23 protein-coding genes and 1 tRNA gene are annotated in these 24,808 nt (G+C 59.0%); 11 read left to right on the top strand and 13 right to left on the bottom strand.

Translation table 11 applies throughout. The features are described 5' to 3' along the window. Positions 1–589: 589 nt before the first annotated feature. Complete coding sequence (locus WS75_RS22355; RefSeq protein WP_059683229.1) at positions 590–1,609, top strand: site-specific integrase; 1,020 nt, start codon at positions 590–592, stop codon at positions 1,607–1,609. Here the strand turns inward: WS75_RS22355 and WS75_RS22350 are convergent. After that, positions 1,606–2,397, bottom strand: a complete 792-nt coding sequence (locus WS75_RS22350) for a hypothetical protein (RefSeq protein WP_059683227.1) — start codon at positions 2,395–2,397, stop codon at positions 1,606–1,608. The two genes, WS75_RS22355 and WS75_RS22350, sit on opposite strands and share 4 nt — an antisense overlap. 290 nt (positions 2,398–2,687) lie before the next feature. Between WS75_RS22350 and WS75_RS35130 the strand changes: the two genes are divergently transcribed. Beyond that, positions 2,688–2,993 (top strand): helix-turn-helix domain-containing protein, encoded by a 306-nt coding sequence (locus WS75_RS35130; RefSeq protein ID WP_156429850.1) that lies wholly within the window; start codon positions 2,688–2,690, stop codon positions 2,991–2,993. Between the two features lie 351 nt (positions 2,994–3,344). Here WS75_RS35130 and WS75_RS32675 read toward each other — a convergent pair whose 3' ends face one another. Beyond that, positions 3,345–3,614: a type II toxin-antitoxin system HicB family antitoxin gene (locus WS75_RS32675; RefSeq protein ID WP_082729700.1), complete on the bottom strand. Its 270-nt coding sequence runs from the start codon at positions 3,612–3,614 to the stop codon at positions 3,345–3,347. Positions 3,615–4,688: 1,074 nt separating this feature from the next. Here WS75_RS32675 and WS75_RS22335 point away from each other — a divergent pair. Together WS75_RS22335 and WS75_RS32670 are read left to right on the top strand one after the other, a co-directional pair. Beyond that, positions 4,689–5,195, top strand: a complete 507-nt coding sequence (locus WS75_RS22335; RefSeq protein WP_059683226.1) for a hypothetical protein — start codon at positions 4,689–4,691, stop codon at positions 5,193–5,195. Between the two features lie 88 nt (positions 5,196–5,283). After that, positions 5,284–7,128, top strand: coding sequence for an ATP-dependent nuclease (locus WS75_RS32670; protein ID WP_082729699.1), 1,845 nt, complete (start codon positions 5,284–5,286; stop codon positions 7,126–7,128). 164 nt (positions 7,129–7,292) lie between these two features. On the opposite strand, the gene WS75_RS22330 is transcribed toward WS75_RS32670, so the two are convergent. The 8 genes from WS75_RS22330 to WS75_RS22305 all read right to left on the bottom strand — a co-directional run bounded on the left by WS75_RS22330 (position 7,293) and on the right by WS75_RS22305 (position 16,093). Continuing rightward, entirely contained in the window at positions 7,293–7,817 is a 525-nt protein-coding gene (locus WS75_RS22330; protein ID WP_156429849.1) for a hypothetical protein, read from the bottom strand. A 173-nt stretch (positions 7,818–7,990) separates the two neighbouring features. Next, positions 7,991–8,350 (bottom strand): HNH endonuclease, encoded by a 360-nt coding sequence (locus WS75_RS32665; protein WP_257129432.1) that lies wholly within the window; start codon positions 8,348–8,350, stop codon positions 7,991–7,993. A 621-nt stretch (positions 8,351–8,971) separates the two neighbouring features. Then, a complete protein-coding gene (locus WS75_RS33770; protein WP_156429848.1) occupies positions 8,972–9,439 on the bottom strand; it encodes a hypothetical protein in 468 nt (155 codons plus the stop codon). Positions 9,440–10,701: 1,262 nt separating this feature from the next. Beyond that, positions 10,702–10,878 carry a hypothetical protein gene (locus tag WS75_RS33765; protein ID WP_156429847.1) on the bottom strand — a complete coding sequence of 59 codons (177 nt, stop codon included), beginning with the start codon at positions 10,876–10,878 and terminating at the stop codon, positions 10,702–10,704. 222 nt (positions 10,879–11,100) lie between these two features. Next, the gene (locus WS75_RS22315; RefSeq protein WP_156429846.1) at positions 11,101–12,057 is read right to left on the bottom strand and encodes a phage major capsid protein; all 957 of its coding nucleotides are present in this window, start codon (positions 12,055–12,057) and stop codon (positions 11,101–11,103) included. 87 nt (positions 12,058–12,144) lie between these two features. Beyond that, a complete protein-coding gene (locus WS75_RS22310; RefSeq protein ID WP_257129431.1) occupies positions 12,145–14,760 on the bottom strand; it encodes a phage tail length tape measure family protein in 2,616 nt (871 codons plus the stop codon). A gap of 165 nt (positions 14,761–14,925) precedes the next feature. Further along, positions 14,926–15,261: a hypothetical protein gene (locus WS75_RS34695; RefSeq protein ID WP_082729697.1), complete on the bottom strand. Its 336-nt coding sequence runs from the start codon at positions 15,259–15,261 to the stop codon at positions 14,926–14,928. Positions 15,262–15,802: 541 nt separating this feature from the next. After that, a complete protein-coding gene (locus tag WS75_RS22305; RefSeq protein ID WP_059683242.1) occupies positions 15,803–16,093 on the bottom strand; it encodes a hypothetical protein in 291 nt (96 codons plus the stop codon). Between the two features lie 422 nt (positions 16,094–16,515). Here WS75_RS22305 and WS75_RS22300 point away from each other — a divergent pair, with 422 nt between their 5' ends. Next, on the top strand, positions 16,516–16,794 hold the full coding sequence (locus WS75_RS22300) for a hypothetical protein (RefSeq protein ID WP_156429845.1): 279 nt from the start codon (positions 16,516–16,518) through the stop codon (positions 16,792–16,794). 209 nt (positions 16,795–17,003) lie between these two features. Here WS75_RS22300 and WS75_RS22295 read toward each other — a convergent pair. Together WS75_RS22295 and WS75_RS22290 are read right to left on the bottom strand one after the other, a co-directional pair. After that, a tRNA-Arg gene (locus tag WS75_RS22295) sits at positions 17,004–17,080 on the bottom strand. A gap of 183 nt (positions 17,081–17,263) precedes the next feature. Then, a complete protein-coding gene (locus tag WS75_RS22290) occupies positions 17,264–18,094 on the bottom strand; it encodes an undecaprenyl-diphosphate phosphatase (RefSeq protein WP_059606402.1) in 831 nt (276 codons plus the stop codon). Between the two features lie 485 nt (positions 18,095–18,579). Between WS75_RS22290 and WS75_RS22285 the strand changes: the two genes are divergently transcribed. The 5 genes from WS75_RS22285 to WS75_RS22265 all read left to right on the top strand — a co-directional run bounded on the left by WS75_RS22285 (position 18,580) and on the right by WS75_RS22265 (position 24,114). Continuing rightward, positions 18,580–19,491 carry an aldose epimerase family protein gene (locus WS75_RS22285; protein ID WP_059683213.1) on the top strand — a complete coding sequence of 304 codons (912 nt, stop codon included), beginning with the start codon at positions 18,580–18,582 and terminating at the stop codon, positions 19,489–19,491. Between the two features lie 136 nt (positions 19,492–19,627). Further along, on the top strand, positions 19,628–20,320 hold the full coding sequence (locus WS75_RS22280) for a peptidoglycan DD-metalloendopeptidase family protein (RefSeq protein ID WP_059683211.1): 693 nt from the start codon (positions 19,628–19,630) through the stop codon (positions 20,318–20,320). Positions 20,321–20,698: 378 nt separating this feature from the next. Beyond that, a complete protein-coding gene (locus WS75_RS22275; protein WP_059683209.1) occupies positions 20,699–22,318 on the top strand; it encodes an acyl-CoA synthetase in 1,620 nt (539 codons plus the stop codon). An 88-nt stretch (positions 22,319–22,406) separates the two neighbouring features. Beyond that, a complete protein-coding gene (locus tag WS75_RS22270; protein ID WP_059606389.1) occupies positions 22,407–22,733 on the top strand; it encodes a DUF2288 domain-containing protein in 327 nt (108 codons plus the stop codon). 10 nt (positions 22,734–22,743) lie between these two features. Continuing rightward, on the top strand, positions 22,744–24,114 hold the full coding sequence (locus tag WS75_RS22265; protein WP_059683207.1) for an MATE family efflux transporter: 1,371 nt from the start codon (positions 22,744–22,746) through the stop codon (positions 24,112–24,114). A gap of 25 nt (positions 24,115–24,139) precedes the next feature. Here WS75_RS22265 and WS75_RS22260 read toward each other — a convergent pair whose 3' ends face one another. Then, positions 24,140–24,325 carry a hypothetical protein gene (locus tag WS75_RS22260; RefSeq protein ID WP_059683205.1) on the bottom strand — a complete coding sequence of 62 codons (186 nt, stop codon included), beginning with the start codon at positions 24,323–24,325 and terminating at the stop codon, positions 24,140–24,142. Positions 24,326–24,460: 135 nt separating this feature from the next. Between WS75_RS22260 and WS75_RS34225 the strand changes: the two genes are divergently transcribed. Further along, complete coding sequence (locus WS75_RS34225) at positions 24,461–24,631, top strand: hypothetical protein (RefSeq protein ID WP_179948935.1); 171 nt, start codon at positions 24,461–24,463, stop codon at positions 24,629–24,631. Positions 24,632–24,808: the final 177 nt, after the last annotated feature.

Genomic DNA, 24,808 nt, shown 5'->3' with positions numbered 1-24,808 from the left:
ATCGGCTTGCCCATCTCCTCAGTCTCGGTTGTTCCGATGCCTGAGGTTAACAGCTCGTCGCGAAAGTTAACAGCCCCTTAGGGTGTATAACCAGCCGCCTGCCGCAGCCTGTGGCACTGCGGAGCAACCATCACACGCTATCAACACGTGCGGCTAACACATACGACGGTGCGAGCTTGCAACCAACCGGGCTGCGCGTCAGCCTGGTCGAATCGATGGCGAACCCGTGGCAGCATCCAGACTCGCTTCATACGGCAAGCAAATTGCATGTACGTTGGCAACTCCATGCGCGCCCTGACTGCGGTCACTTGCAGTCGCCGCGCCCACCCAACCCAGATTAATTTGGATCTGCTTTGACTGAGAACGCCTACATGACACCTACACAGAATTATCGAAGGCTGAAGACAGGCCGCAAAAAACAACCTAACCTATTGATTTAATTGGCCCGCCCTACACGATTCGAACGTGTGACCTACGGCTTAGAAGGCCGTTGCTCGTGGGCGGCAAACCCTTGTCGGGCTTGCCTTCTATCCAACTGAGAGCGATCTAGTCACACTCCAGTCACACCGGCGACCTCCTTGGAGGCCGTATGGCGACCGTAAGCAAACGCGAAAATGGGTGGATATGCCAAGTTCGCAAAAAGGGATACCCCGCCACTTCAAAGAAGTTCGCGACGAAGATCGAAGCCCTCGCATGGGGCCGCATGATCGAATCGGAGATGGATCGGGGACTATTTGCGAGCCGTGACGACGCCGAGCGAACGACCCTCGCAGACCTACTTGACCGGTACATCCGCGACATATCCCCGACCAAACGCAGCGGCGGAAGCGACAAGGGCCGTGCTCAGAAGGTCATGAAGCAACTCGGCGCGTACAAGCTGACCGCCCTCACCTCGACCCATCTCGTCGGCTACCGCGACACCCGGCTCAAGGAGGTGTCGCCGCAAACCGTCGTCCATGAATTGAATCTCGTGAATCGCGTTCTGACATTGGCAACACGTGAATGGGGCATCGTCCTGCCCCGCGGCGTGCCCAAAGTCGTCAAGCCTCGGAAGCCACAAGGCCGTGACCGCAGACTGCACCCGAATGAGATACAGGCAATCATCGATGCCACGGAATCGCCTGATCTGCGCGACTTCATCCGGCTCGCCATAGCGACGGGGATGCGCCGGGGCGAACTGGCGTCGTTACGCTGGGAGAACATCGACCTCAACCTACGTACCGCACACCTACTGGTGACGAAAACAGATACGCCACGCACCGTCCCGCTCTCCAGCGTCGCCGCCACCGTGCTACTGGCGCGCAAGAATACCGGGCATGCCGTACCGTTCGCCGTTACTGCGGACGCCCTTACGCGGGCCTTCTGTCGTGCCGTACAGAGGGCGCGTAAGCTATATGAGTCCACGTGCGGCATCCTTGACTGCCCCGCTACTCCGAACTGGCTTGTCGGTATCCGTCTGCACGACCTCCGCCACGAAGCCACAAGTCGCCTATTCGAGAAAGGTCTCAACCCAATGGAAGTTGCCAGCATCACTGGACATAAGACCCTGAGCATGCTCCAGCGCTACACGCACTTACGTGCCGAAGATTTGGCGAAGAAGCTGGGCTAGGAACGCTTTCGGGGCCGCTGCATGCGTACCGGTAGCGGCTCCTGCGGGCCAGGACCCAAGCCCAACTTAGATAACGGGTGGCTGGCCCAGTTATTGGCCGATGCGATCTTTTCCTGAATCACGTTCTTCAAACGTATGGGAGCAATCAGCGCGCCGTTCGCGTCCCGCCGTTCAGGATACTCGCCGGGTAAGTAGATCGAGTCCCACATCTCCTTATCCGCAACCTCCCAAATGAACGCCTTCACAGCAGTAACTGCCGCTGCAACCTCCACAACGACAGGCTTACCCGTCCGCCGATCTCGCTGCGCGGTCCCCTTCACGTTGTAGCCATTCGGCCCGCGCAGGCTGGCATAGATTCGCTTACCGTCTCTGCTCCTCCGGCGGAATACCTCCACGATGAATGGCTTACCCAACATCTCTGCTATGTGAGTAGCTCCACCGCCGCACGCAGCGTCCATCGCGCCAAATAACTCGTAGAAACTGGCTCCATACGATAGGTCTAACGTCTCTTGAGCCGTGATGCGAATCGGGATCAGCGTCCCATCTGCGGCCTTGGTCGGTTCATGATTCGGGCCGCTCAGTTCAAAGACAAGATCGACCTTCTCGCGGTCGCGCTTCTTGCCCTCGTATTCTTCCTCATGGATACCAAGCTCGAAGTAGCCAACGAAGCGCGCGTGAGCGAACCCGACCGCAGGAGGAACGTATCCAAGGTGGCGAGGATCGCGCATGTTAGGGAGTCGTCCGTCTTTAACGGCCCGCCTAATCCGCTTCGGAATGTCATCGCTCATGCTGAGTCTGGATTGAAATCGGTTGGGCATCGCACCAACGTGACATGTCGGAACTCGGCCCTGGCCTCCAGACACTGTCGCCCAACGACAACACCCGGAGAACATTTTTCCCGCTGCGCGTAGCCCAGAAATTTACACACACCTACGCACCTCGTCCGGACACGCTTTGCTACCCAGCCTGAACGGTGCCGTTTACAGGACTCGAACCGGCACTGCTCAATTACCGGACTCCTTCACAACTGCACGCCGTCACCGCAAACTATCAACTCCTCAATCGACCGGGGGCAACCATGCCTAGGGTGCGAACGCATCATTTGCCGGAATCGCGGCACCAACCTCAAGTGATCCGAGAAATAGTCCGACAAGGACCGGGACTCTCCGAGATTGATGCATTCCGAATAGCATCGAAGGCCGTAGAGATTTACGCAACGCGCCATCCGCGACCGCCGCACGTAACCTACACACAAGCTGCGAAGATGCTCGGCATCAGCCGCCCAACGCTAAAGAAGCGCATGGCGTTCTACCGCGTCAAGTTGAATAAGCTCGGCATGATCCCGATGGAGGAAATAGATCGAATGCTGGCCGTGACCGACTGATCCGCTGGAACTACGTGCGCGTCACTGGCCGATGATAAGCGGTAGCCCGGTCCCGATCACCGTCACAGCCGCGCTAAGGCCAACCGATACAGCCGTCCAAAGGGCCGCACGTCGATTTAGCTCGGCACTCTCGCTATTTGCTTCGAGAATTCCAGCAATCCAACCCGAATTGGAGGCCGAACCAGCGCCAGGCGGCTCAATCCCACCACACTTTTCCCATATCGGCCTTACGTATAGCTTGCTCGACAGATACCAGAGACGCGCGGCGTAGATGCCTGTGAACGCCGGAAACAACGTAAGCCAACCAACAATTGCAAACATCTTCATAACCGGTACCTTGCCGATTGAGGGTTAGGCCCGCCGAGGAAGCTCAACCTCGACCTTCGCCCAAACCGCTCCGGCATAGTCGGGGTTCGCTGAGAGTTCTTCCAAGGTCGAACAGGTGAAGTGCTCCGCCTCTCCAAGCGCGCGCAAAGTCTCAACGTGACTTGCGATCGCAACCTTTGTGTTCTCGATGGCCTCGCCCAGTGACTCACCCCATGAGTGAACCCCAGGAATGTCCGGCACAGTCACGCCGAACACGGTCCCATCGTCCTTATGGATTGCTATAGAAAACTCCACTGCCCCCTCCGGAAGTATTGGACCGCCGCAACATTATTGAATACAGGCGTGACAAAGCCGCCACCTATTTCTAGGTCGGCGGCCGGGACTCATCACGCACAGGCGCGATTTGCCAAGAGCCTAGCGCCTCGTTCGGTCGACAATATCTGTTGACCGGTAATCCGAAAGTGCTAGACTGCGATGTATCCTACACAGACATACATAGGATACAAAGGCACCTTACGGATGGCTGTGAATCAGTGCCATCAATGCGTAGGTCACAGCAAGGACTACGTAGAGCGTCGATTGATCAAGAAGCATACGATTTGCCTTTTTCGTGTAGGGCGAGCTACCCGTGGCCTGAGAACCTAGTGGCTCGCCCTTTGTTTTGCAGGGCCGACCGGCACTGCTAAGACATAATGTAATACAGCTTGACAAAAACGCCCTAACGGATAATTTGCGATGGAGGTCTTGACATCGCTCACGCGCAGACACGACAAGGCGTTGGTCGGAGAAAAAACTTTCTCAGTCTAAAAAACCCTGCGTTTATTGCAACAGAAAATACCCTCTTCCCCGCTGTTCGCCCACCCACCCGCTATATCCACAGGCGATAGGTGCTCGCAATCAGGTGAACTCGCGGTAATCCGCTTCAAGCTCGCGCACAGGGTATTTCACGCCCGACAAGAAGTAATTAAACCTCGCGTGATTCGGGGGCTACCTTGACGCTAGCGTTTAGGAGTCTCCGAAGCGCGATGACCTCCAGGACCATACGGCGCACGTCCGCGCCGTCAACCCGCTCAGGGTGCTTCCACCAGCCGCGCAATGTGCCTGTGTCAGGAGAAACGAACTTCGGTAACGGGTCTGTTCCTGCGGGAGCCGATGCGTACGAGAGCGCTTGCTCGGTAGACTTCGGCTGCAAATGCCTATCCCTCCGCGTCTCATCTAGACGCCGTGTCCCTTCCTTCCCGTACGCGTGCCATTGCTGCGCCTCGCGGGTCGTCAGACAAATTTACCGCCATCACGACAACACGGTCAGAAAATGCAGTAAATTCAACAATAAGATGCTTTGCTCACATATCGAAATGGGGAATCGCAATGAGCCAGCAAGTACACAATGCGGACGACTCCGAGGACCGCACTACCGCCACCGGTTTAGCTCGCTACGCGTACGAATACATTGCCGCCGCGATGGTGCTTGATCGAACCCATGCGGAAAAGCACCCGGGCGAACAAATTTCCCCCATACCGGCTTACTTTCTGGCTCATCACGGCATCGAACTAACACTTAAGGCGTACCTTCGTCAGCATGGGACAACCGTTCGTGAACTAGGCTCCAAGAAATACGGACATGATCTACACGCGTGCTACCGTGCCGCTAAGCAACTGGATCTACTCCGTATTTTTGATGAGAAGCAAGCTGATAGAAACGCTATGGAACTGCTAGCCGGGCTGAACGACCGGCACGGGCTTCGATATATTCGAACCGGCATGAAGCAATTTCCGCTCTGGTCGATCGTTGAGCCGCTGGCGGTCCGCCTTCATCAGGCAGTCGCTCCCGTTGTTGGTTACTACTCGTTCACAAAGGCGTACGGCGGTTACTAACCTTAACGATAAACCACTTAAAACATGGACCGCATTAAAGGTCGCACATTAACGATTTAAGCGCGCAGAAAGACCACGAACAGAGACTATGTACGTAAAAAATATTACACTTGAGAATTACAGAAGCTTTTGCGAGCGCACCGAAATCTCGCTATCCCCAGGAATGAATCTCATACTGGGAGAAAACAATTCTGGAAAAAGTTCGCTATTAGAGGCATTTTCCCTAACCAGCATTGATTACGAGCCCCATCTGTCACCCGAAACAAAACAGCATCAAGACGACTTGATAGACTCCCCATGCGAGATCGACATGCGATTTTCAATGGAAATTTCAGAGATATGGAGATATCTAGGCGACTCCGTTATAATCCCGACGCCGCAGCAACCCAATCTAATCACGCAAGATTTTCCAACCTACCTAAAAAATATAAACGAATTTGAGATTGGAATAAAAACATCACGAGAATCCGCCAAGCAAAATGTTACGTTTTACTCTGTCTTTGGTGATATAAAGTGCTCCGCCACATCGGGAGCAAATGTTCTTGGCTATGCCTGCTCAAAAACCAAAGGTATCTTAAATGGCTCCATCAGCAATTACATAGGCGTACAAAATGCATTTGACGTCCAGATAAATAACCTTACGAGTCGCCTCTATAAATTCCGCGCCGAAAGAATGAACAATTCCCGAGGCATCTTTGGCACCTCGAAAATCCTTAGAGGAGACGCAACTAATTTACCGGAATGCCTCAATTTATTGCAATCCCACAACCCAGATTTATTCGAAGAGTATGTAGAACACGTCCATCAAATATTTCCATCCGTACATCGAGTGAAAGTAGTACCTGTGAGTAATACGGAATTAGAAATTAGAACATCACTAGTACCCATACACCACCGCCGCCCCGATCTTTCTGTTTCACTTGCCCAATCCGGCACTGGGATTGGGCAGGTTCTGGCGATTCTCTATGTCGCGATGAATTCAGCCACACCGATTGTCATCGCCATCGATGAACCTAACAGCTTCCTTCATCCGAAGGCCGTCCGGACATTACTCACAATCCTCAATAATCTCCCAATTAAGCATCAATACATTATAACAACGCATTCTCCGGAGGTAATCCGATCTGCAAACGCGTCGTCTGTTTCTGTCGTGGTGAATAGAGATGGGCGCTCTACCATCGAGTCGCTTGATTTAACAAACCTCGACCATGTCAAAACAGGGCTTGCAAGCATCGGGACGCGTTTATCCGACGTATACGGCGCAGACTGCATTCTCTGGGTTGAGGGAGAAACCGAAGAACTGACATTCCCACGTATTGCAACGGCGATTGCAAAGCTGGATGCCATTGGGACTATGATGTTAAAGGTCAGTGCGACCGGCGATTTTGAAAGCCCCAAAAAAATTCGTCCTAAGATGGTATTTGATACATATACGAATATCAGCAACTCAGGAGCACTACTCCCACCGGCAGTAGGTTTTATTTTTGATCGGGAGAGCAGAACGCAAGCAGAAATGAGGGATCTGGAACGAGACTCCAAAGGAACTGTTCACTTCCTCTCGCGTGTTTGTTTCGAAAACTACATTCTATCCCCGGATGCGATTGCGCACGTTCTCTCAAACTCCTCGGGACAAGCGGTCTCGCCAGAATCCATTATTGATTGGATTAACAAGAACGGACATGATCAAAAATTTCTAACGGCTGCATTTGACCGAGGGACAGCGACAAATCTCCATGAATGTGATGCATGGTTAGACATCGTGCATGCTCCGAAAATTCTGAAAGGGATATTTAACGATGTTCCAGAGAACCCCGAAGAGTACAGAAAGACAACGCATTCGGTCGAGATTACAGATTGGCTGATCGAGAACTCACCGCAATATCTTCAACCGATAGCGGACCTACTAGCAACGATTCTGGCCCGCCCCCATTGAACTGGCGGCTCTGTGATGGGCGGGTTAACCCGCCCACTCCGAAGCTTCCTCATCTGAACGCCTACACTGGACGATCTGTCTTCAAGCCCCCCCCATAGTATCGTTGTTCGCGGTGACAGCACTTGCGACAGGCGTCGAATACCGGGCCTAGAATGCCAAGTTTTCTAGACCACATTCCAGGCCTGACAAGGGTCTCCAGCCGATTGCTTATAGTAGATACAACCTGCTACGAATTCCTCCGCAGCCTCCCAACCATTCCGACCGTGGAATATGCCCGGCCATGCGTAGAACACGGCTGCCTCATCCAATACCTCTCGCGTAGTCAGCCTCCGATGCCTTTGGAAACGACTCCCGAGTGCCTGCTCTTGGGCAATCACTCCGGCCGCCGCAATCTCCCCAACCAGATCGATATGCCGGTTCATCGCACGCGGCATCCGGACCACTCGCCCCTTCCGGTTGATAAAGGCTCTGAGCAAGTCCTCCAGGGGCTGAACGAAGGAACCACGGCAGTTCCTCATCTTGAGCAGAAACACGCATAGCTCCCGCGCCCTCTTACCGAGTTGCGAATTCAACACCACAAGTTGCTCAATCAACCTCAGACTTTGATTCGATGGTACGTGGTGACGGCGAATGAACATATCGCGCTTTTTGATAATCTCGCCGGTATCCAGATCGACATAGGATTTCACCGATAGCCTCGTAACCGGACGAGAGCTTCTTTTCCATCCGGCAGCCCTGAGCGATAGAGAAGGAACACGTACGGAGGTGACTTCCGGCCACCACGGCACAAACCGAGTAGCTTGGTCGCTGTCTCGGTCGTGGTCAGCATACTTGCCAGTCAATTGGTGCGCCTACTGCTCACTCAAGCCCAACCTTCCGGCATCCCGTCCAAACCAACTCGCCTCCGCACCCTGTACCCCTGGTCTGCATTGGTCTTGTCGTCATGACATTCCTTGCAGAGCAGTTGCAGATTCTCATCCGCATTCGATCCGCCTTGAGCAAGGGGCTTGATGTGATCCACAACCCCGCCCCGTACAGCGATTCCGCAGGCTCGACAGCAGTACCCATCACGCTTACGGATTCGCTTTCGGATCACATCCCATGCCCCTCCGGAGAGGTCGTCGATCCGGAGGGCATCTCCAGCCGCTGCTATACGGGCCTTCTGCTTGGTCGTCAGAGGCCGGTTACTTAGTGGCACACAGAACGGGCACTTCCATTGCATCCCAGTGGGTTTCCATTCCGAGTGCTTCAAACAGTCACTCAATAAAACATCTCCTTCGATTAAAGGCCCGTAGACGGGCTGATTGATTTAGGTATCTCCCGCCCCTCGCTGACTCACAGCAGGCCCGCAGTGAAGCTGCAGCGGCCACTTCCGGTGTACAGATCAGTGCCTCCCGGTAGCCAAGGACGGGGGGGATAGGAGAAATGTGGAGGTCAAAAGCCACAGCGCCGACCGGTCAGTGTCGAAATATCGCTAACTGCAAAAATTTCCGCCGATAACGCGGATTCGCTCCATGAAGCAGGTTCATTGCGACCAAAGTTCAAGTAATCGGAAGGTATGCAGGTAATTGGTAGCCTGTGGCCCTTGGCCGTCTAGGGAGTAATCGCTGGACGCTGTGAGAGTTCGAATCCTCCCCTTCCGCTCACCCAATTCAGTCCGCACTCTCAGCAGAGATGCGAGCATTGCGCCAGATATCCGGGTGCGGGCTGGATTCTCTCCGTTGTGCGCGCACGCGTACACGCGTAGCCCAATATTAGGCCCTTGAACGTCTGCGCATTAAGTCCTGTCGTGTTACCGTGGGTCAGCCCAGGCGGGCTAACCCTGACAGCTATCAGCCAGTGCTTACTGTTGCCATATAATTTCAGTAGTCCGGCCCGGCCACTCCATTTGCTGTTCTGCTACTCCGTGATCCCATCCGTAAGAGACAACAACTTCTATGTCCGCATCTAGATGCAATCCAAACTTATTGCCGTCAATATCTTCTGTTGCCCAGAGAAATAGATCAAAAATCAAATCTGACACGCTTTGCCGTGAATCAGGTTTTGAAAGCGTGAACGATATACTTCCCGGCGCGATCGAAATTTTAGACAGCGGGCTACCGAGATTCTCTTCACCACTACTATAAACAGCAATTCCGTTGCCGTCCGCATTGTCGCCTTGCGGCGGATCGTCTGTCGTAGACGCCTGAAAATACACCGGATGAAAACTGGAATCAACTGAAATTGTCACCTTACTTGGGTAGCTCAAACGTTGCAACGACCCAGATGATATACAGAAGCAAAAAGGTGCCGACACATAGTTTCCGGACATAGCAAACTCCTTTGCGATATTTCGATTTAATTACGCCAGGAATGCGACAACCAGCATAGCGCATCCAGTTTCAGGCGCAATCCTCGTAAAAATAGCAGTAAGCCGACGACGGATTATTTTCATCGGTAAAAGATAAGTACTGACACCTCCCTAGGAGTAAATTTTGCGTATTCGCTCTGATAGCACTACGACCGCTGTAGCTGCTACCCAGGCCGCAGCGTCAGGCCAGACTACGTAGAAGTGCGTTGTGCGCGCGCACACGCGTGAGGCTATAACCGGCCGGGTGTCCTGTAGCTACATGCCCTTGCCCTCCCTGCTTGCATCGGCCGCAGGTGCAAACGGAGAGGCAATTCCGAACGCTTTGGTAATCCAGAGTCCCCGCTTATTCCGAAGCATTCCGGCCTCCCTCATCTCATCAACAGCGAGGCAACGTCGTTGCGCCGATAGGTACTGACCACCCGGCCCGACACGCCCGTATTCGCCGATTCGATGCATGTCGAAGGCTCGCGAGGAGCGGAATCGCTCCCCACACGTCGGACAGATATTGTTATCGTTGGACTGCCGCACGCTGCGCCTCGTACTGGTCCTGCATAGTGCAAGCCTTAGCCAACCATTGACGGCTCGATGCAAGCGCGGCTGCCTCGTCCTTCGGCCTACGTCGCTTGAGACTCGCAAGACGCTTGTACTCCTGTAACGCGTCCTGTCCTTCACGGACGGCCATCTGAGCTACGGCGAGCGAATGGCCAAGTTCGCCCCTGGCGCATGCCGCACCGCGTAGAATCCGGTTATCCATAGCTTGCGGTGTGTTGGCTCCTACCGTACCCAGGTTCCGCCCGTACAGCCGCTCCAGCAGAGCCGTGCGAAGTGCTTCGATATTCAGAGGTATACGCTTGCCGCAATAGAACATGTCGGCCCGCACACCAACGCGGCGGGCGGCCTCCAGCAATTGACGGCGGCTCACGCCGAAACCTCATCCGACGTAATGACCATCTCCGCCACAGCATCGGCAGGCAATCCCAAGCGCTTAGCGAGTTCCTGCAAGGGGCGTTCCGTAAGACTAGATACCCCCACTTGATACTCCCTGTTACGGGGTGTTCCCAGGTCAAGTTTCGGCCGGTATAACGGCGCGGATTCGAACAAGTCGCGCATCCTTTCGGCCTTTTCTCGGAAGTACCGAGATGCCCCCATACCTACGCTACGAGCGTCCGCATGCAACCGCGCGAGTGCCGCCGAGCTAATCATGAACGTACTGTCGCGGCGGCTCATTCCTGTTCGGCCGCGTCCAGTTCAATACGGATAAGTCGTACCTTAGCCGCCGCTGCGATGAGGTCGTTACGGGCCATCTCAATAGCGAGACGCTGGTTGTCCGTCTGCGTCGCCCCGATCAGTGCCTTAAGTTGGTTGGTCTCCATGTGACCAACCAGGATTTCATATTCCATCGTTCTCCTTATATTAATGGGGAAAATCTCTCGCCCCTGATTCGATCGCTCTGTCTTACCCTGCTACCCGCCGGGTGATTTCTCGCTGCACGGCTTCGTACCGCTTTGCGAGCGCACGCCCGTCCCCGCCTTTGGCGACTACGGCGTAGAACTCTTGGCGAATACATTCCGCCTCGCCACGAAGTTCCTCCAGTCTCTTATCGTTCACGTTCACACTCACAATCAGAACGTACAGGTAACCTCGACGGCCGCCCCGTCAACAAAATCCCAGTCGGCGTGCTGCTGGGCCTTGATCGCAACTTGATCCGTTGAGAACAGGTCTACATACACCTGCGATGTCGCGCCCGCCCCGTCATCGACGTTAAGGCGTGCGGCACCAGCGGACTCGATTGCAACGTCCCCGAAGTACGCCAGCACGCGGCTAGCATCCACGATAAACAGCTTGTCGAGAGGCACGCCATACGAAGCAATCGCGGGAAGTCCGCCGTATTCCCCACCGTTTGCTGTAATTCGCGTCTCGGTAGAACTACGGAGGGCAATCGCGGTGCGCGGATTGACAAGAACGCTGGCGGTAGTAAGGTCGCCCGTAAACGCTTGGATACCATCAGCGAAATTTGATACTTGTTTCGACATCGACGCCAAACCAGCCGGGTTTGAATCGTCCCGTCCCTGACTCCCAACGAAGTAGTTGTCGAGACCTCGACTCAAGGCCCGTTGCAGTTGAGCCGAAATTACCCCCTCCGCCGCGTCGTCCGTCATCAGGAAGAGTTCGCGGGGCATAACTGCAGTGAGACCTACTTTTCGCTTGTCCACGAGTTTGGTGCTAAATGCCCCCTGATACGCGGGGAGCGGCCTGTACTCGCCCACAAACTTGGCGGCGATTGGGGATGTCTCCGCATTCACCCGACAGATTGCCGGAACTCGTACCAGCCCTTTAAGTTGCCCGAGAATCGAGCGGCTAAAGACGGCCTGCACAAACTGCTGTCGACTCAACGTCCCAGCCGTAAGCGCGCCTGTCGCATCCGGACCAGCAAGCATCGGGTTAGTGAGCGCCTTGACAACTTGTGTTGCCCCTGCGTTCACACCCCACCGCGCCTCAGTATAGGTAGCGGCCCCTGCTGGGCCGACAACAACGTCAGCGATAACCGAGCGAATGAAAGTGTTATTCGTTTTTGTCATGTCGTAGTCCTTAGTTTATGGTGGTTAGTGCCGGAAATTTAAATAGCAAACCCGCGCCGGCTTCGACGGATCCGCTATGTAACGTTATTAGATCAGCCCGTTACGGATTAGGTACGCATAGCCGCCCTGTTCAGCCATACGCTTCCGTAGTTGGATGTCCACAATCGTTTGAAACTGAGGGACCATGTCGGCTACATCGGCCTCCGTAAGCCCACCGCGCCCACCGTTCAGGTTGACGGTAAAGTGAGGCTTATCGCCACTCCCCGACATAGGGGCCGGAGATGGTGCAAGAGAACTCGCAATGCCGCCTGTCGCGAAGTGCGCCATGTGGCCGGAGTTGATCGACTCCAGCAGGCTACGGTACTTCTTTGTAGACGCCGCGTTGACTACAAATTCGCCGTTCGACAACATCGCTGGGATACTGTCGCTAGTCCCCGTGCCGGGGCCACTGATAGCGCCTCCAGACGCAAAGTGACCAACGGGGCCGCCATCGCTGAAATAGCCAAACGAGCTAGCCATCGCCTTGAATACCCCAATCTCAGCTTGCCGTAACGCGATCTTTGCTAGGTCGGCAAGAACGGACGTAGCGAAGGAACTAAAACTAGCCTTGCCCGTTGTGATGAACGTATCCAGAGCGCTGCTGACCGAATCGAATGCGCCACGGAATCCGCTTGCGACCGCTTCTGCGGTTGTCTGCGAGGAACCTACGAGGTCGGCGTAGCTCTTTTTGAACTGCGCCCCAAACGATTCTCGAACGGCCTGCATCTCCTCTTGCTGAGCCTGAAATGCCTCAACGTCTCGCCGGTAGAACTCCCCCGCAATCCGCGCCTTCTCGTCGTATTCCTTCCGGTCGGCTGTCAGACCACTATAGGCTTCTGCGAGAGACGCCATCTTGCGTTCGTATTGATCCCGCAAAGCCGCAAGGCCGTCATACTTCGCCTTCTCGTCAGCAAGCATAAATCGCGTGTGCCGCGCATCTGCATACTTATTGAGTTGCGCCCCATACGCTGCGGTTTCTTGTGCGGAGAATTTTGCAATGTTCGACGCACGTTGTGCAGATAGCTTTTCCAACGTGTTGGCCAAGTCCTGCTCAATGCCAACGCGGCGCGCCTGTAGTGCTTGAAGTTCCTTGATTGCGGTTTGGTATGTCGCGCTTTCACGATGCGCCTTAGCTACGTCAACCCGCTTCTGTGCATTCGCGATTTGCTGGTCGATGGAGCGGGTCTGTAGTTCTTCAAGCTTCCGATAGTAATCCTCTGCATTTAACACACCAATGTCATACTGTGCCTTGAGATTCCGCTCGTCTTGTCGCGCCATTTCCGCAATGGCGGCGTTGGCCGTCTCGTACTTGGCGAGATGCCCTTGCCATGCCGACCTAGCCCCACTGTCTGATCGTTTCGGGTCTTTGTATTTCTCGTTGATGTTGCCTACCATCTTCTGATACTCGGCGGCAGACAACCCCTTACCATCGGCAACAAGTGCGGCTTGATCCCTCGCAAGTTGCGCAAGTTCCTTCTGCCGCTTCTGCGCATTCGTCATGACCTGATCGCGCAGTGTGTCCATCCGCTGCAAGGCTGCTACGGCTGCCTGTTCACGGGCGGTCCCCTCTGCTTGAACCTGAGCGTACCTAGCCTCGTTCTGCTGAAACGCTTTCAGGTTCGCGATCTGTCGATCTACGTCCGCAATGGAATGGCTGGTGAAACCTCCTCCTGCCTTCACCATAGCGGCCCGGTCAATCTGCAACGAATCAATACGATCCTGGAGCGACGGCCCCGAACTGAGACCTTGCTTGACCTTCACCCAGAACGTATCAACTTCTCTCGACAGTGCGCGCCAATAACCGGCCGACTCCTTGAGATGCTGCGCGCTGGAGTCTTGAACCTGCGATAACGCAGCCTCGATGACGGCCTGGACGGCTTGGTGTTTATCGCCAGCATCCTGCAACGCCTTGATATGCTCGTACGTCGCCGCGTCCATGAAGTGCATGCTCCGGTTATGCTCGGTAGCCCATTTCATAGGGTCGTCAGCCAGATTCGCATATTCCTTGGACACGTCGTCAAGTGCTGCGCCGGAGATTTTTGACGTGCGGAGAATCACTTCCGCCAATCCTTCCATCTCTTTCGACGTATAGCGCCCAGTCGATGCAAGACCTCGCAGCACGTCCCCCGCCTGGGAGAGGCCGCTATTTGCTGCTGCCGCAACTCGGAACTGCATCGCACCTAAACTAGCCGCCGTCAGGCCCGCGAAGTTATTGGTAAGCTGGATAGCCGCGTTGAACTGCTTAGCTTCCGCTGCACCCTTTGCCATTGCTGCCGCGAACGCAGCGGCCGTACCTGCTGCCGCCCCAAGACTTACCCCGAGCGGGGACATAATCAGGCTCAGTGCGTCGGACGCCTCAGCCATTACCAGCATGGAACCGGCGAACCTCTTCCACTGGCCCTGAGACGCTTCGTGCGCAAGAACGAGCATTTCGCGGCGGGCGGCGGAGTTGTTGATACTGAACGAGTGCGCCGCGTGCGCGGCTTGTTGGATCGCCGTCGCTTGGGCGGAGAACGCTTGCGTAACGCCTCGCGCGGCGGCTTGCTGGTTGAGCATTTCCAAACGCGTCTTACCGGCCGTCGCTTGGAGGCGGTCGTACTGGTCTACGAGTTTCTTTGCTTCGCGGGCGGAGAGGGTGTAGCCGTTGCTGGCCGCTTCCTGCATTGCGCGTTGTACCGCTTCTTGTTTGCGCCGTACTTCTTCCAGTGACGCGTTTAGCTGCGCGTTTGCCGCACGGAGTTGGCCGATACCCGCCTGTGCGCCAGAGGCATCGACCGAATACCGAACGGTGACGTTATTGTTTGAACCTGCTATGTGACCTCCTTGTGGTTAATAAACGCCATACACCAGCGTTCCCGGCACGGGCTTACGGTAATCGGCGGGCGACCCGGAGTAAAACCAACTAATTCCGTTTGCCGCGATCTGGACCACAGGAACCGGAGCATTACCGCTCACGTGCTGGAACAACCAATCCGGCGTGAATGCCCAGAAAGGTGTCCCTCCCGAGAGGTCGGCCGCCACTGAACCGGGTTGTCCGGCAACCCATTGAACATCCTTGGTTCCTTGCGGATGGATTCGGACGACACCGCTAACCCGCCCTGCTCGCGTAGTCGCATCCAGAGCGATGCGGCCGTTCTCATCCCAAATTTGGAGACCAGCAGTCAATGTTGCGTCCCGCTTTCGCTCACAAGGCGTTCGGCTTCATTCCGCAACAGACTACAAACAGTGAGGTCCCGTTCCGCCGCGATGAAACGCAGACGCTTTAGGAGTTCAGGCGAGATTCGAACGCCAACCACACGCGATACGTCGGGGTCGTATGCGGTCTTTCTAGTGTACGGCCTAGGAGGACTTGTCATATGCATTCCTAATTAATGAAGAAAGTTAACAAAGAACACCGCCATACGGCCGTGCAGTTACTGTTCGCCTTGCACGTACCTGGGGCATCATCGGGCATGCCTACCCATCGGATTCGGTTCGTCCTCTCCTTAGCTGCGTCCTATTTTATATCGTGAAATGTGGAGGACTGGGCCTCTCGCCATCCTCTAAGCTACGCCCTGTTTTATATTGCGAAATACAGAAGGACTATCCTTAGCTCAGGGGTATTTTGTATCGTGGGATTCGCTGTGTAGGCGAGACGGCTCTCCTTAGCTGTGGGGTGTTTTGCATCGTGGAAAACAAGTGCTACGGATCGTCGCGCTCCGTCTCGTCACATTGAGTAAAGGGTGGCGTCCAAGCGGTTGTATTCCTCCTCTGCCTCATCGAGCAATCGGGCCAATGCGAGGATGCGGTGTCGCAATGAAGCCAAATGCACCGTGTCTACGGCAACGGGATCACCAGCTGCGTCGGCATTACTACGCAGATGGTCTTGACCATTCTTGAGCCAAAGCGCCGCGTTTTCCTCATTCAGCGATGCGTGGTCCTGGTCCTTGCCGGTGTTCGAAAACGCCACCGTTGCAAGCGCAAGGCGGGTGTGTGCGGCTACTGCTTGAATTTGCATGGATGGATTCTCCGTCATTCGGTTGATGGAACAGGCCCACTGGGACCTGCTCTACGAACCGAAAGCCTTCGTCTCTTTCGTGGCTGCAATCGACCTTGCCACCTCGGCTCTACATCAGCCGTGCGGACTATCGTTGCCACGTCTCGACCCTGACGAGGGGCCGGTAGGACTTGCCTACGCACCAAGTTGTTAAAGAGCAGTTCCCCCGCCGAACAGCTAAGGGGTTGCGAGTTAACGTGTTATGTCTCACAACAATTCGAATGATATCCGTATTCTGTATCACAGAAATATGATTATTCCTATTGATGTTGATAACTCGATAGCTCTTGCTGCGACAATATCTGCTAGACTTCCCATATTGGTGATACAGGACACAGGAAATGGCTACGAGAGGTCGACCAAAGGGAGTTGAAACGCGGGTCTTGCACGTCCGCATCCCGGTCACGTTGCATGAGCAACTGGATAACCTCCAGTTCGCTACCCAAAAGACCACGTCGGATGTCGTGCGGGAACTGCTTGATCGCTATGTATTAGCTCACAGCGCGTTACTTGATGAGATTGCCAAGGCGCGTGCCGACGCGTCCCGCCGTTGGAGTGCAGCAGAGATAGAGGCGCAGGAACGGGGCCAACTAGAGAACGACGAGGAAGCCGCGAAGCCAGAGAACCGCCACGACGACAAAGCGGGCCGGGAGAGCGACTAGCCGATATTGGGCTGGGATTTGTGGCCGGGATGAATATTCGCGGCGCTTCGAATACAGGTCGCTGAAAAGGTAGTCTGGTGGGTGCTAGGCGTTATTGATGGGACGCCCGATGTAGAATCCAGTCACACCCCAGTCACACAGAACTGTGATTGGGCCTTGAATCCGCCGGATTCAGACCGGATGTAACTTGTTGATCTTTCAGGAAATTCTGGCCCGCCCTACACGATTCGAACGTGTGACCTACGGCTTAGAAGGCCGTTGCTCTATCCAACTGAGCTAAGGGCGGTCGAGGGGAAAAGACACGGCCGCACAACCCGGGCCGCATTTGACGCGAAAGGCTTCGAGCACAACACGGCACAAACCGGACTCAAAGCCCCGAAACGAAACGGGCCCGGCATGAAGCCCAGCCCGAAATTATACCCGATCATCGCGTCATATCATGCGCGACGCGCAACCGGCACCGCAACCGTCAAACCGGCTGCGGATGCAGCATGAACCACCCAAGGCAAAACACTCCGGCAATCACGCAATACACGCCGAACGAAGCCAGCCGCCCGCGCCCTTCGAAATAGCGCATCAAGAACCGCACGCTCAGATAAGCGGCAATCGCCGTCAGCACGCCACCGAGCAGCGCGTCCGCGAGCTGGTCGCGTGCATGGAACAGCTTCGGCAGTTCCAGCACGCCCGCCGCGAAAATGATCGGCGTGCCGAGCAGGAACGAAAACTCCGCCGCCTTTTCCGCCGTCAGCCCCGCCGCGTTACCGGCAATCATCGTCAGCCCGCTGCGCGAAAAACCCGGGATCAGCGCGCCGATCTGCGCGAGGCCCACGAAGAACGCCTGCTTGAACGTCATCTTTTCGGGCGGCTGGTGTGCACGGCTGCGCTGGATCCGGTCGCCGACCCACAGCAGCACGCCGTTGATGATCAGGGCGATCGCGACGATCCGCAGGTCGTGGAACACGCGCTCGATGCGCTTCTCGAGCAGGAGGCCGACGATCCCGGTCGGGATCGTGCCGATGATCAGCGCCCACATCAGGTGCCCGTCGTCGTTCTTGCGGCCGCCGAGCTGCGCGAAGAAGCCGCTGATCAGCGCGATCCAGCGTGCGCGGAAGTACCACAGCAGTGCGAGCGCGGTGCCGAGGTGCAGCGCGACGAGGAACGGCAGCAACTGCGGTGCGTGCTTGTCGATGTGCATGCCGAACAGCGCGGGCACGAGCAGCGTGTGGCCGAGACTGCTGACGGGGAAGAGTTCGGTGACGCCCTGCAGGACGCTCAGGAATATCAGAAACCAGAGACTCACGCGTCGGTCCTTTTAGTGATGATCAATCGGGTAGAAAAGCGGACGACGCATCGCGCGTCCGAAAAAACGCGCCCCGATTATGCCCAGCCAGGATTACTGCGCCAAGGCATTTGGCCGGTTATTGCGGCAATGCACACAAACGCTTGCAACTTGTAAGCACTCAGAAAGCAAAAAGCCCGCCATTTGCATGGCGGGCCTTTCGATTCCGGCAGAAATTGCCGTCAGCGGCCGAGCTGATAGAAAAACAATACCGTGCTGCCGGTAAACATGCCGAACAGTGCGATACCCATTGCCATTGCCAGATCCATGGCCCCCTCCACGAAGTGTCATGACCCGGCAACATCACCGGTTTAACGCCATTATCCAGACCGTCGGCAGTCTGAAAAACTCGCGATTTCCCCGAGAAGGGTTTTCCCCGACCGCCTCGCGGCCCGATAATGGAGCGCACCATCGCGCCCCCGTCCACCCGTTCATACCGATTCGCCATGCCGATCTTCCAGCAGCACGACATTCATGAACTTCACGCCGGCCCGTCGCTCGTCCGGGTCGCCCCGCAATTCGGCGGCCGCCTGCTGTCGTGGCACGTCGACAACGATCCGGTCATCTTCTGGCCGGAAGCCGCCGACTGGAGCAACCTCGCGCGCGTGCGCGGCGGCAATCCCCTGCTGTTCCCGTTCCTCGGCCGCCATCGCGTCGACGGCGAACTGGGCCGCTGGCGCGATGCCGCCGGCGTGGTCCGCGACCTGCCGATGCATGGTTTCGCGCGCGACCTGCCGTTTGCGGCACAACCGTCGGCCGACGCCGCCGCGCTATCGATGACGCTCGATGCGAACGACGCGCTGCGCGACAGCTACCCGTTCGATTTCCGGTTCGAGACGACCTACCGGCTCGCCGATGCCCACACGCTCGACGTCGCGCTCACCACGACCAATCGCGGCGACACGCCACTGCCCTACTACGCGGGCCACCATTTCTACTTCGCGCTGCCGCACGGCGAGCGCGCGCAAACCACGCTCGAGCTGCCGCCGACGCGCCGCTGCATGCAGCGCGCCGACGGCTCGATCAGCCCGCTCGAGCCCGGCGAAGCATCGTACAGCCTCGGCGATCCGGACATTCTCGACCGCTTCCACTGCCTCGACGGCGTGCCGTCGGAGCCGGTGCGCATCGTGATGCCGGGCCGCCGCCGCACGATCGAGATCGCGCTCGACGTCCCGGGCTCGATCCCGTGGTACGCGGTCACGACCTGGACGGAAAAGCCGGAATCGAACTTCTACTGCGTCGAGCCGTGGCTCGGCCTGCCGGACGCGATCCACAACGGCCTCGGGCTGCGCACGCTCGCACCCGGCGCGACCGAAACAGCGTCGCTGCGGATTCGCGTGCTGCCGCTCGCCGGCTGACGTCGGCCGCACGGGCGAACCGGTGCGCGCCGGCCGCGCCCGCGGCCCGAAACTGCGGTGCTCGGGTCGAACCCGTTAAAATCGGACGTTTTGTATCGCCTGCCGCGTCGCGCGCGGCGGGGTTTTGCGAGGTTCAATGTTCGGAACAACAACGAAGCGGCTCTTCGCGGCCGCCTGCGCCGCACTGCTCGTCGCGTGCGGCTCCGCACCCGTCGGCCCGGGTTACTACCGCGTCGAGCGCGGCGACACGCTCTACAAGATCGCGCGCGAGAATCGCACGTCGATGGCGAACATCGTGCGCTGGAACCAGATCGCGAATCCCGACGCGATCGAGGTCGGCCAGGTGCTGCGCGTCGCGCCGCCGCCCGGCACGACGACCGCATCGACCACCGGCACCGGCAGTGCGGGCCGCAGCCGCCCCGCGCCTTCGGCGCCGGTCGAATCGGCCGTCAAGCCGGCCACCAGCATCGCGCTGATCTGGCCGGCCGCCGGCAACGTGGTGCGCAGCTTCGACGGCTCGAAATCCAAGGGCATCGATATCGCCAACGCCACGGGCACGCCGGTGCTGGCCGCCGCACCGGGCACCGTCGTCTACGCGGGCAACGGATTACGCGGCTACGGCAACTTGATCATCCTCAAGCACAATGCCGACTACCTGACGGCTTACGCGCACAACCGTGCGCTGCTCGTGAAGGAAGGCCAGTCGGTCACGCAGGGGCAAACGATCGCGGAAATGGGCAACAGCGACAGCGATCGCGTCGCGCTGCACTTCGAGCTGCGCTACGGCGGCCGCTCGATCGATCCGGCACGCTACCTGCCGGCGCGCTGAGCGCGCCACCGCCGAAGGAGGACGACACGCGATGCCGGCATGCATCGCATGTCGTCACGAGGGAGATCGGTAAGGTTGTGTCAGCGCTTGCGCAGACGGCCGGTGAACCGGCCCGACAACGGATCGACGCAGCTGGCAAACACCACCAGCGCACCGATTCCGAACAGGCTGAACCCCGCAGCTATCAGAAGCAAATCCATGGTCTCATCACTGTTTTGTCATGATCTTATGCGTCATGGCGGAATCGTGCACTGAGCCGCCCCCGTTGGGCGAGTCCGAACATTCCCTATCCATCAGGCGCCATTGTGATTTCGGTCGCGTGAAATGCCGATGTAAGCTATCGGCCAATGCCGACGATCGATGCCAAGGAGACACGCGATGCTACCCGCCGCCGACCGCTACGACGACCTGCTCTCCCGCTTCGCGTGGAACGTTGCGGACCGTTACAACATTGGCGTGGACGTCTGCGACAAGTGGGCCGACGGCAGCGGACGGCTCGCGCTGATTCACGAAACGACGCAAGGCGACGTGTCCCACCTCACGTTCGACGACCTGAGGAATGCTTCTAACCGGCTCGCGAACAGCTTTGCACGTGCGGGATTGCAACGCGGCGACCGGATCGCCATCTTCCTCGCGCAGGGCCCCGAAACCGCGATCGCCCATCTCGCCGCGTACAAACTCGGCGCGATCGCGGTGCCGCTGTTCACGCTGTTCGGCGCGGACGCGCTCGAATACCGGCTCGCGAACAGCGAAGCCGCCGCGCTCGTCACCGACGCGGCCGGGTACGCGAAGATCGCGCCGCTGCGCGCGCAACTGCCGGCGCTGCGCACCTGCTACTGCATCGGCGACGATGCGCCCGACGCGCCCGGCGTGCTGCGCTTCGACGCCGCACTCGCCGCCGAATCGCCGGATTTCGTGCCGGCGGACACCGCCGCCGACGACCCGGCGGTCATCATCTACACGTCCGGGACGACCGGGAAACCGAAAGGCGCACTCCATGCGCATCGCGTGCTGCTGGGCCACCTGCCGGGCGTCGAGATGTCGCAGCAATGCTTTCCGCGCGACGCGCGCCTGTTCTGGACACCCGCCGACTGGGCGTGGATCGGCGGGCTCCTCGATGTGCTGCTGCCGTCATGGCACCACGGCGTGCCCGTGCTCGCGCGCCGCTTCGAGAAGTTCGACGGCGAAGCCGCGTTCGCGCTGATGGCGCGGCACGGCGTGACCCACGCGTTCCTGCCGCCGACCGCGTTGAAGCTGATGCGCGCGGTGCCCGCGCCGCGCGAGCGCCACGCGCTGGCGCTGAAATCGGTCGCGAGCGGCGGAGAATCGCTCGGCACCGAACTGACGGCCTGGGGACGCGACGCGCTCGGCGTGACGATCAACGAGTTCTACGGACAGACCGAATGCAACATGGTGCTGTCGTCATGCGCGGCGCTGTTCGATGCGCAGCCCGGTACGATCGGCAAGGCCGTGCCCGGCCATGCGGTCGCGATCGTCGACGAGCACGGCACGCCGCTCCCGCCCGGCGTCGAAGGGCGCATCGCGGTGCGTCGCCCCGACCCGGTGATGTTCCTCGAATACTGGCGCAATCCCGCCGCGACGCGCGACAAGTTCGCGGGCGACTATCTCCTCACCGGCGACACCGGCACCATCGACGCCGACGGCTTCGTGCGCTTCGTCGGCCGCGACGACGACGTGATCACGAGCGCCGGCTACCGGATCGGGCCGGGGCCGATTGAAGACTGCCTGCTCACGCACCCGGCGGTGCGGATGGCGGCCGTCGTCGGCGTGCCCGATCCGACGCGCACCGAGATCGTCAAGGCGTTCGTCGTGCTGAACCCCGGCCATGTCGGCGACGACGCGCTCGTGCAGGCGCTGCAGGCCCACGTGCGGACGCGCCTGGCCGCGCACGAGTACCCGCGCGCGATCGCGTTCGTCGACAGCCTGCCGATGACGGCAACCGGCAAGATCGTGCGCCGCGCGCTGCGCGACGCGTGAACCGGGCGCGTGCCGCCGCGCCGCGTGGCTGGCCGCGCGCCCGGATGGTTTATAGTGGCGCCCACGCAGTCTTTTCAGTACACGACCGATGTCCTCCGACCAACACGAATCCGCCGCGGGCGCGTCGCACAGCCCGCTCTACGCCAAACTCCTCGGCGAAACCGCCAAGATCGACTGGTGCGACCTCGAGCGCTTCTTCGCGCAGGGCAAGCTGCTGTCGGTCGCACGCGATCTCGATCTCGTCAGCGTCGCGGAAGCGATCGCCGGCGACGACGCCGAACAGGTCACGCGCTGGCTGTCGTCCGGTCTCGTCGCGCGCATGCCGGCGGAAACCGCCGCCGACTTCGCGGCGCGCAATCCGGAGCTGTGGGCGGTAGTCGTGTCGCCGTGGGTCTGCGTGCAGGAACGCGCCTGACGCGTTCGCCATGTCCGAATCCGCATTACTGCACGGGGCCGGCACCGGGTCGGCCGCAGTCTCGCACCGGCGCGTCCTCGCGCTCGCCTTCCCGATCGTCCTTGCGAACCTGACCCAGCCGATCCTCGGCGCGGTCGACACGGCCGTCGCCGGCCACCTCGACGGCGCGCAGTATCTCGGCGGCGTCGCGCTCGGCGGGCTGTTCTTCAGCTTCGTGTTCTGGGGCTTCGGCTTCCTGCGCATGGGCACAACCGGTCTCGTCGCGCAGGCGCACGGCGCCGGCGACGCCGCCAGCATCCGGCTCAACGTGCTGCGCGCGCTGATCGTCGCGTTCGCGCTCGGCGCCGCCGTGCTCGCGCTGCAGGTGCCGCTGCTGTCATTCGCGCTGACCGCGCTGGGCGGCAGCGACGCCGTCCGCGCGACGGCGCTGGCCTATGGCCACGCACGAATCTGGAGCGCGCCGTTCGCGCTCGCGAACTACGTCGTGCTCGGCTATCTGCTCGGCGTGCAGCGCGTGCGGCTCGCGCTCGTCGCGCAGGTCTTCATCAACGCGGTGAACATCGGCGCCGTGCTGCTGTACGTGTACGGCTTCGGCTGGGGTATCGCCGGAATCGGCGCGGCGACCGCGACCGCGGACGCGTGCGGCTTCGCGCTCGGCGCATGGATGCTATGGCAACTGCGCCCGCGCGGCCTTGCGCCGCTGGCCGCGGGAGCATTGGCGGATCGCGCGGCGCTCAAGCGGCTGATCGCGCTCAATCGCGACATCTTCCTTCGCACGCTGTGCCTGCTCGGCGCGTTCGGCTGGTTCGCGCATCTGGGCGCCAAACAGGGTGACGCGACGCTCGCGGCCAACGCATTGCTGCTGAATTTCCAGACCTTCATGGCGTACGGGCTCGACGGCTTCGCGCATGCGGCCGAGGCGCTCGTCGGCGCCGCAGCCGGCGCGCGCGACCGCGCCGCATTCCGGCGGGCCGTGCGGGTCACGCTGCTCTGGTCCGCGCTCGGCGCGCTGCTGTTCGCGCTCGTCTACTGGGCGGCCGGCGGCTGGATCGTCGCACGGCTGACCGACCAGGCCGGGATCCGCGCGGTCGCGCTGCAATACCTGCCGTGGGCGGCGATCTCGCCGATCGTATCCGTATGGGGGTTCCTGCTCGACGGCGTGTTCATCGGCGCAACGCAGACGCAATCGCTGATGCGCGCGATGGTCGTGTCGTTCGCGATCTTCATTGCCGCGACGCTGGCGGCTGTCGGCCCGTTCGGCAATCACGGGCTGTGGTTCGCGCTGCTGCTGTTCATGGTGGCGCGCGGCGCGACGCTTGCGCGCTACCTGCCGGCGCTGACGCGGCGAATCGGCGCCGACGCACCCGCAGCCGGCACCTGACGGCCAGGCAGGCCGGCCGGTTTCGTTATTGTGCGGATGCGGGTGCTGACGGCGCCGGCTCACCGAGCATCGACGGTGGCGTCATGTCGGTCGGCACGCCGTGGTAATCGGCCGGATCTTGCGGCGGGTGGCCGCGGCGGGACTGGTGGGGATCGCTGGAACAGCCGGCGAGAATGGACGCGGCCAGCACGGCCAGCATGAAACGGGTCATCGGTGAGGCTCCGGAAAACGGCGCGCCCATCGCGCGCCAGGACCGCGCCGAGTCTAGCGGAATTCCGGGTTAGGGGTTGTCCCGCGCATGTTCTACCATGTACGCATGGCGCTATGCCGTTGAAAGGAGGCTGCCATGTCGACTGAAGAGATCGCCGGCCTGATCGGCCTGTTCATCGGTCTGATGGTGCTCGTCGCCCTGTCCTATTTCGAGTCGCGCGAATACAAGCGCAGCCACGGCGGCGAAGGAATGATCCATCACTGGATGGCCGAACACCACCTGCTCGACTGGCGGCGCAAGCACTAGGCGAGGCCGCCCTGTCGCCCGGGCCGCCGCCTGCGCGGCCTGCTCCGAACGTGCGCCTGCCCGCACGGTGGTCAGTGCGTATCGCCCAAATTAACAGGGCCGGATAGAACAATTTCCTCGGAACGAACAAACGCCGTCGAGCGGCAGTCTGCCGCGCGACGGCGTTCGCTTGCGTGC

Origin of the sequence: Burkholderia sp. FL-7-2-10-S1-D7, from assembly GCF_001524185.1 — a bacterium.
Taxonomy (GTDB): Bacteria; Pseudomonadota; Gammaproteobacteria; order Burkholderiales; family Burkholderiaceae; genus Burkholderia; species Burkholderia diffusa.
This window is presented reverse-complemented; position numbering and strand designations above follow the sequence as displayed.

Excerpts from the sequence above, each read along its gene's own strand:
- WS75_RS22260 (WP_059683205.1), bottom strand. The coding sequence starts at position 24,325 with ATGACCCGTTTCATGCTGGCCGTGCTGGCCGCGTCCATTCTCGCCGGC.
- WS75_RS22305 (WP_059683242.1), bottom strand. The coding sequence starts at position 16,093 with ATGCAAATTCAAGCAGTAGCCGCACACACCCGCCTTGCGCTTGCAACG.
- WS75_RS22315 (WP_156429846.1), bottom strand. The coding sequence starts at position 12,057 with ATGACAAAAACGAATAACACTTTCATTCGCTCGGTTATCGCTGACGTT.
- WS75_RS22265 (WP_059683207.1), top strand. The coding sequence starts at position 22,744 with ATGTCCGAATCCGCATTACTGCACGGGGCCGGCACCGGGTCGGCCGCA.
- WS75_RS22355 (WP_059683229.1), top strand. The coding sequence starts at position 590 with ATGGCGACCGTAAGCAAACGCGAAAATGGGTGGATATGCCAAGTTCGC.
- WS75_RS22335 (WP_059683226.1), top strand. The coding sequence starts at position 4,689 with ATGAGCCAGCAAGTACACAATGCGGACGACTCCGAGGACCGCACTACC.
- WS75_RS33765 (WP_156429847.1), bottom strand. The coding sequence starts at position 10,878 with ATGGAATATGAAATCCTGGTTGGTCACATGGAGACCAACCAACTTAAG.
- WS75_RS22285 (WP_059683213.1), top strand. The coding sequence starts at position 18,580 with ATGCCGATCTTCCAGCAGCACGACATTCATGAACTTCACGCCGGCCCG.
- WS75_RS35130 (WP_156429850.1), top strand. The coding sequence starts at position 2,688 with ATGCCTAGGGTGCGAACGCATCATTTGCCGGAATCGCGGCACCAACCT.
- WS75_RS34225 (WP_179948935.1), top strand. The coding sequence starts at position 24,461 with ATGTCGACTGAAGAGATCGCCGGCCTGATCGGCCTGTTCATCGGTCTG.
- WS75_RS22270 (WP_059606389.1), top strand. The coding sequence starts at position 22,407 with ATGTCCTCCGACCAACACGAATCCGCCGCGGGCGCGTCGCACAGCCCG.
- WS75_RS22280 (WP_059683211.1), top strand. The coding sequence starts at position 19,628 with ATGTTCGGAACAACAACGAAGCGGCTCTTCGCGGCCGCCTGCGCCGCA.
- WS75_RS22310 (WP_257129431.1), bottom strand. The coding sequence starts at position 14,760 with ATGCAGGAAGCGGCCAGCAACGGCTACACCCTCTCCGCCCGCGAAGCA.
- WS75_RS22350 (WP_059683227.1), bottom strand. The coding sequence starts at position 2,397 with ATGAGCGATGACATTCCGAAGCGGATTAGGCGGGCCGTTAAAGACGGA.
- WS75_RS22275 (WP_059683209.1), top strand. The coding sequence starts at position 20,699 with ATGCTACCCGCCGCCGACCGCTACGACGACCTGCTCTCCCGCTTCGCG.
- WS75_RS33770 (WP_156429848.1), bottom strand. The coding sequence starts at position 9,439 with ATGTCCGGAAACTATGTGTCGGCACCTTTTTGCTTCTGTATATCATCT.
- WS75_RS32665 (WP_257129432.1), bottom strand. The coding sequence starts at position 8,350 with ATGCAATGGAAGTGCCCGTTCTGTGTGCCACTAAGTAACCGGCCTCTG.
- WS75_RS32670 (WP_082729699.1), top strand. The coding sequence starts at position 5,284 with ATGTACGTAAAAAATATTACACTTGAGAATTACAGAAGCTTTTGCGAG.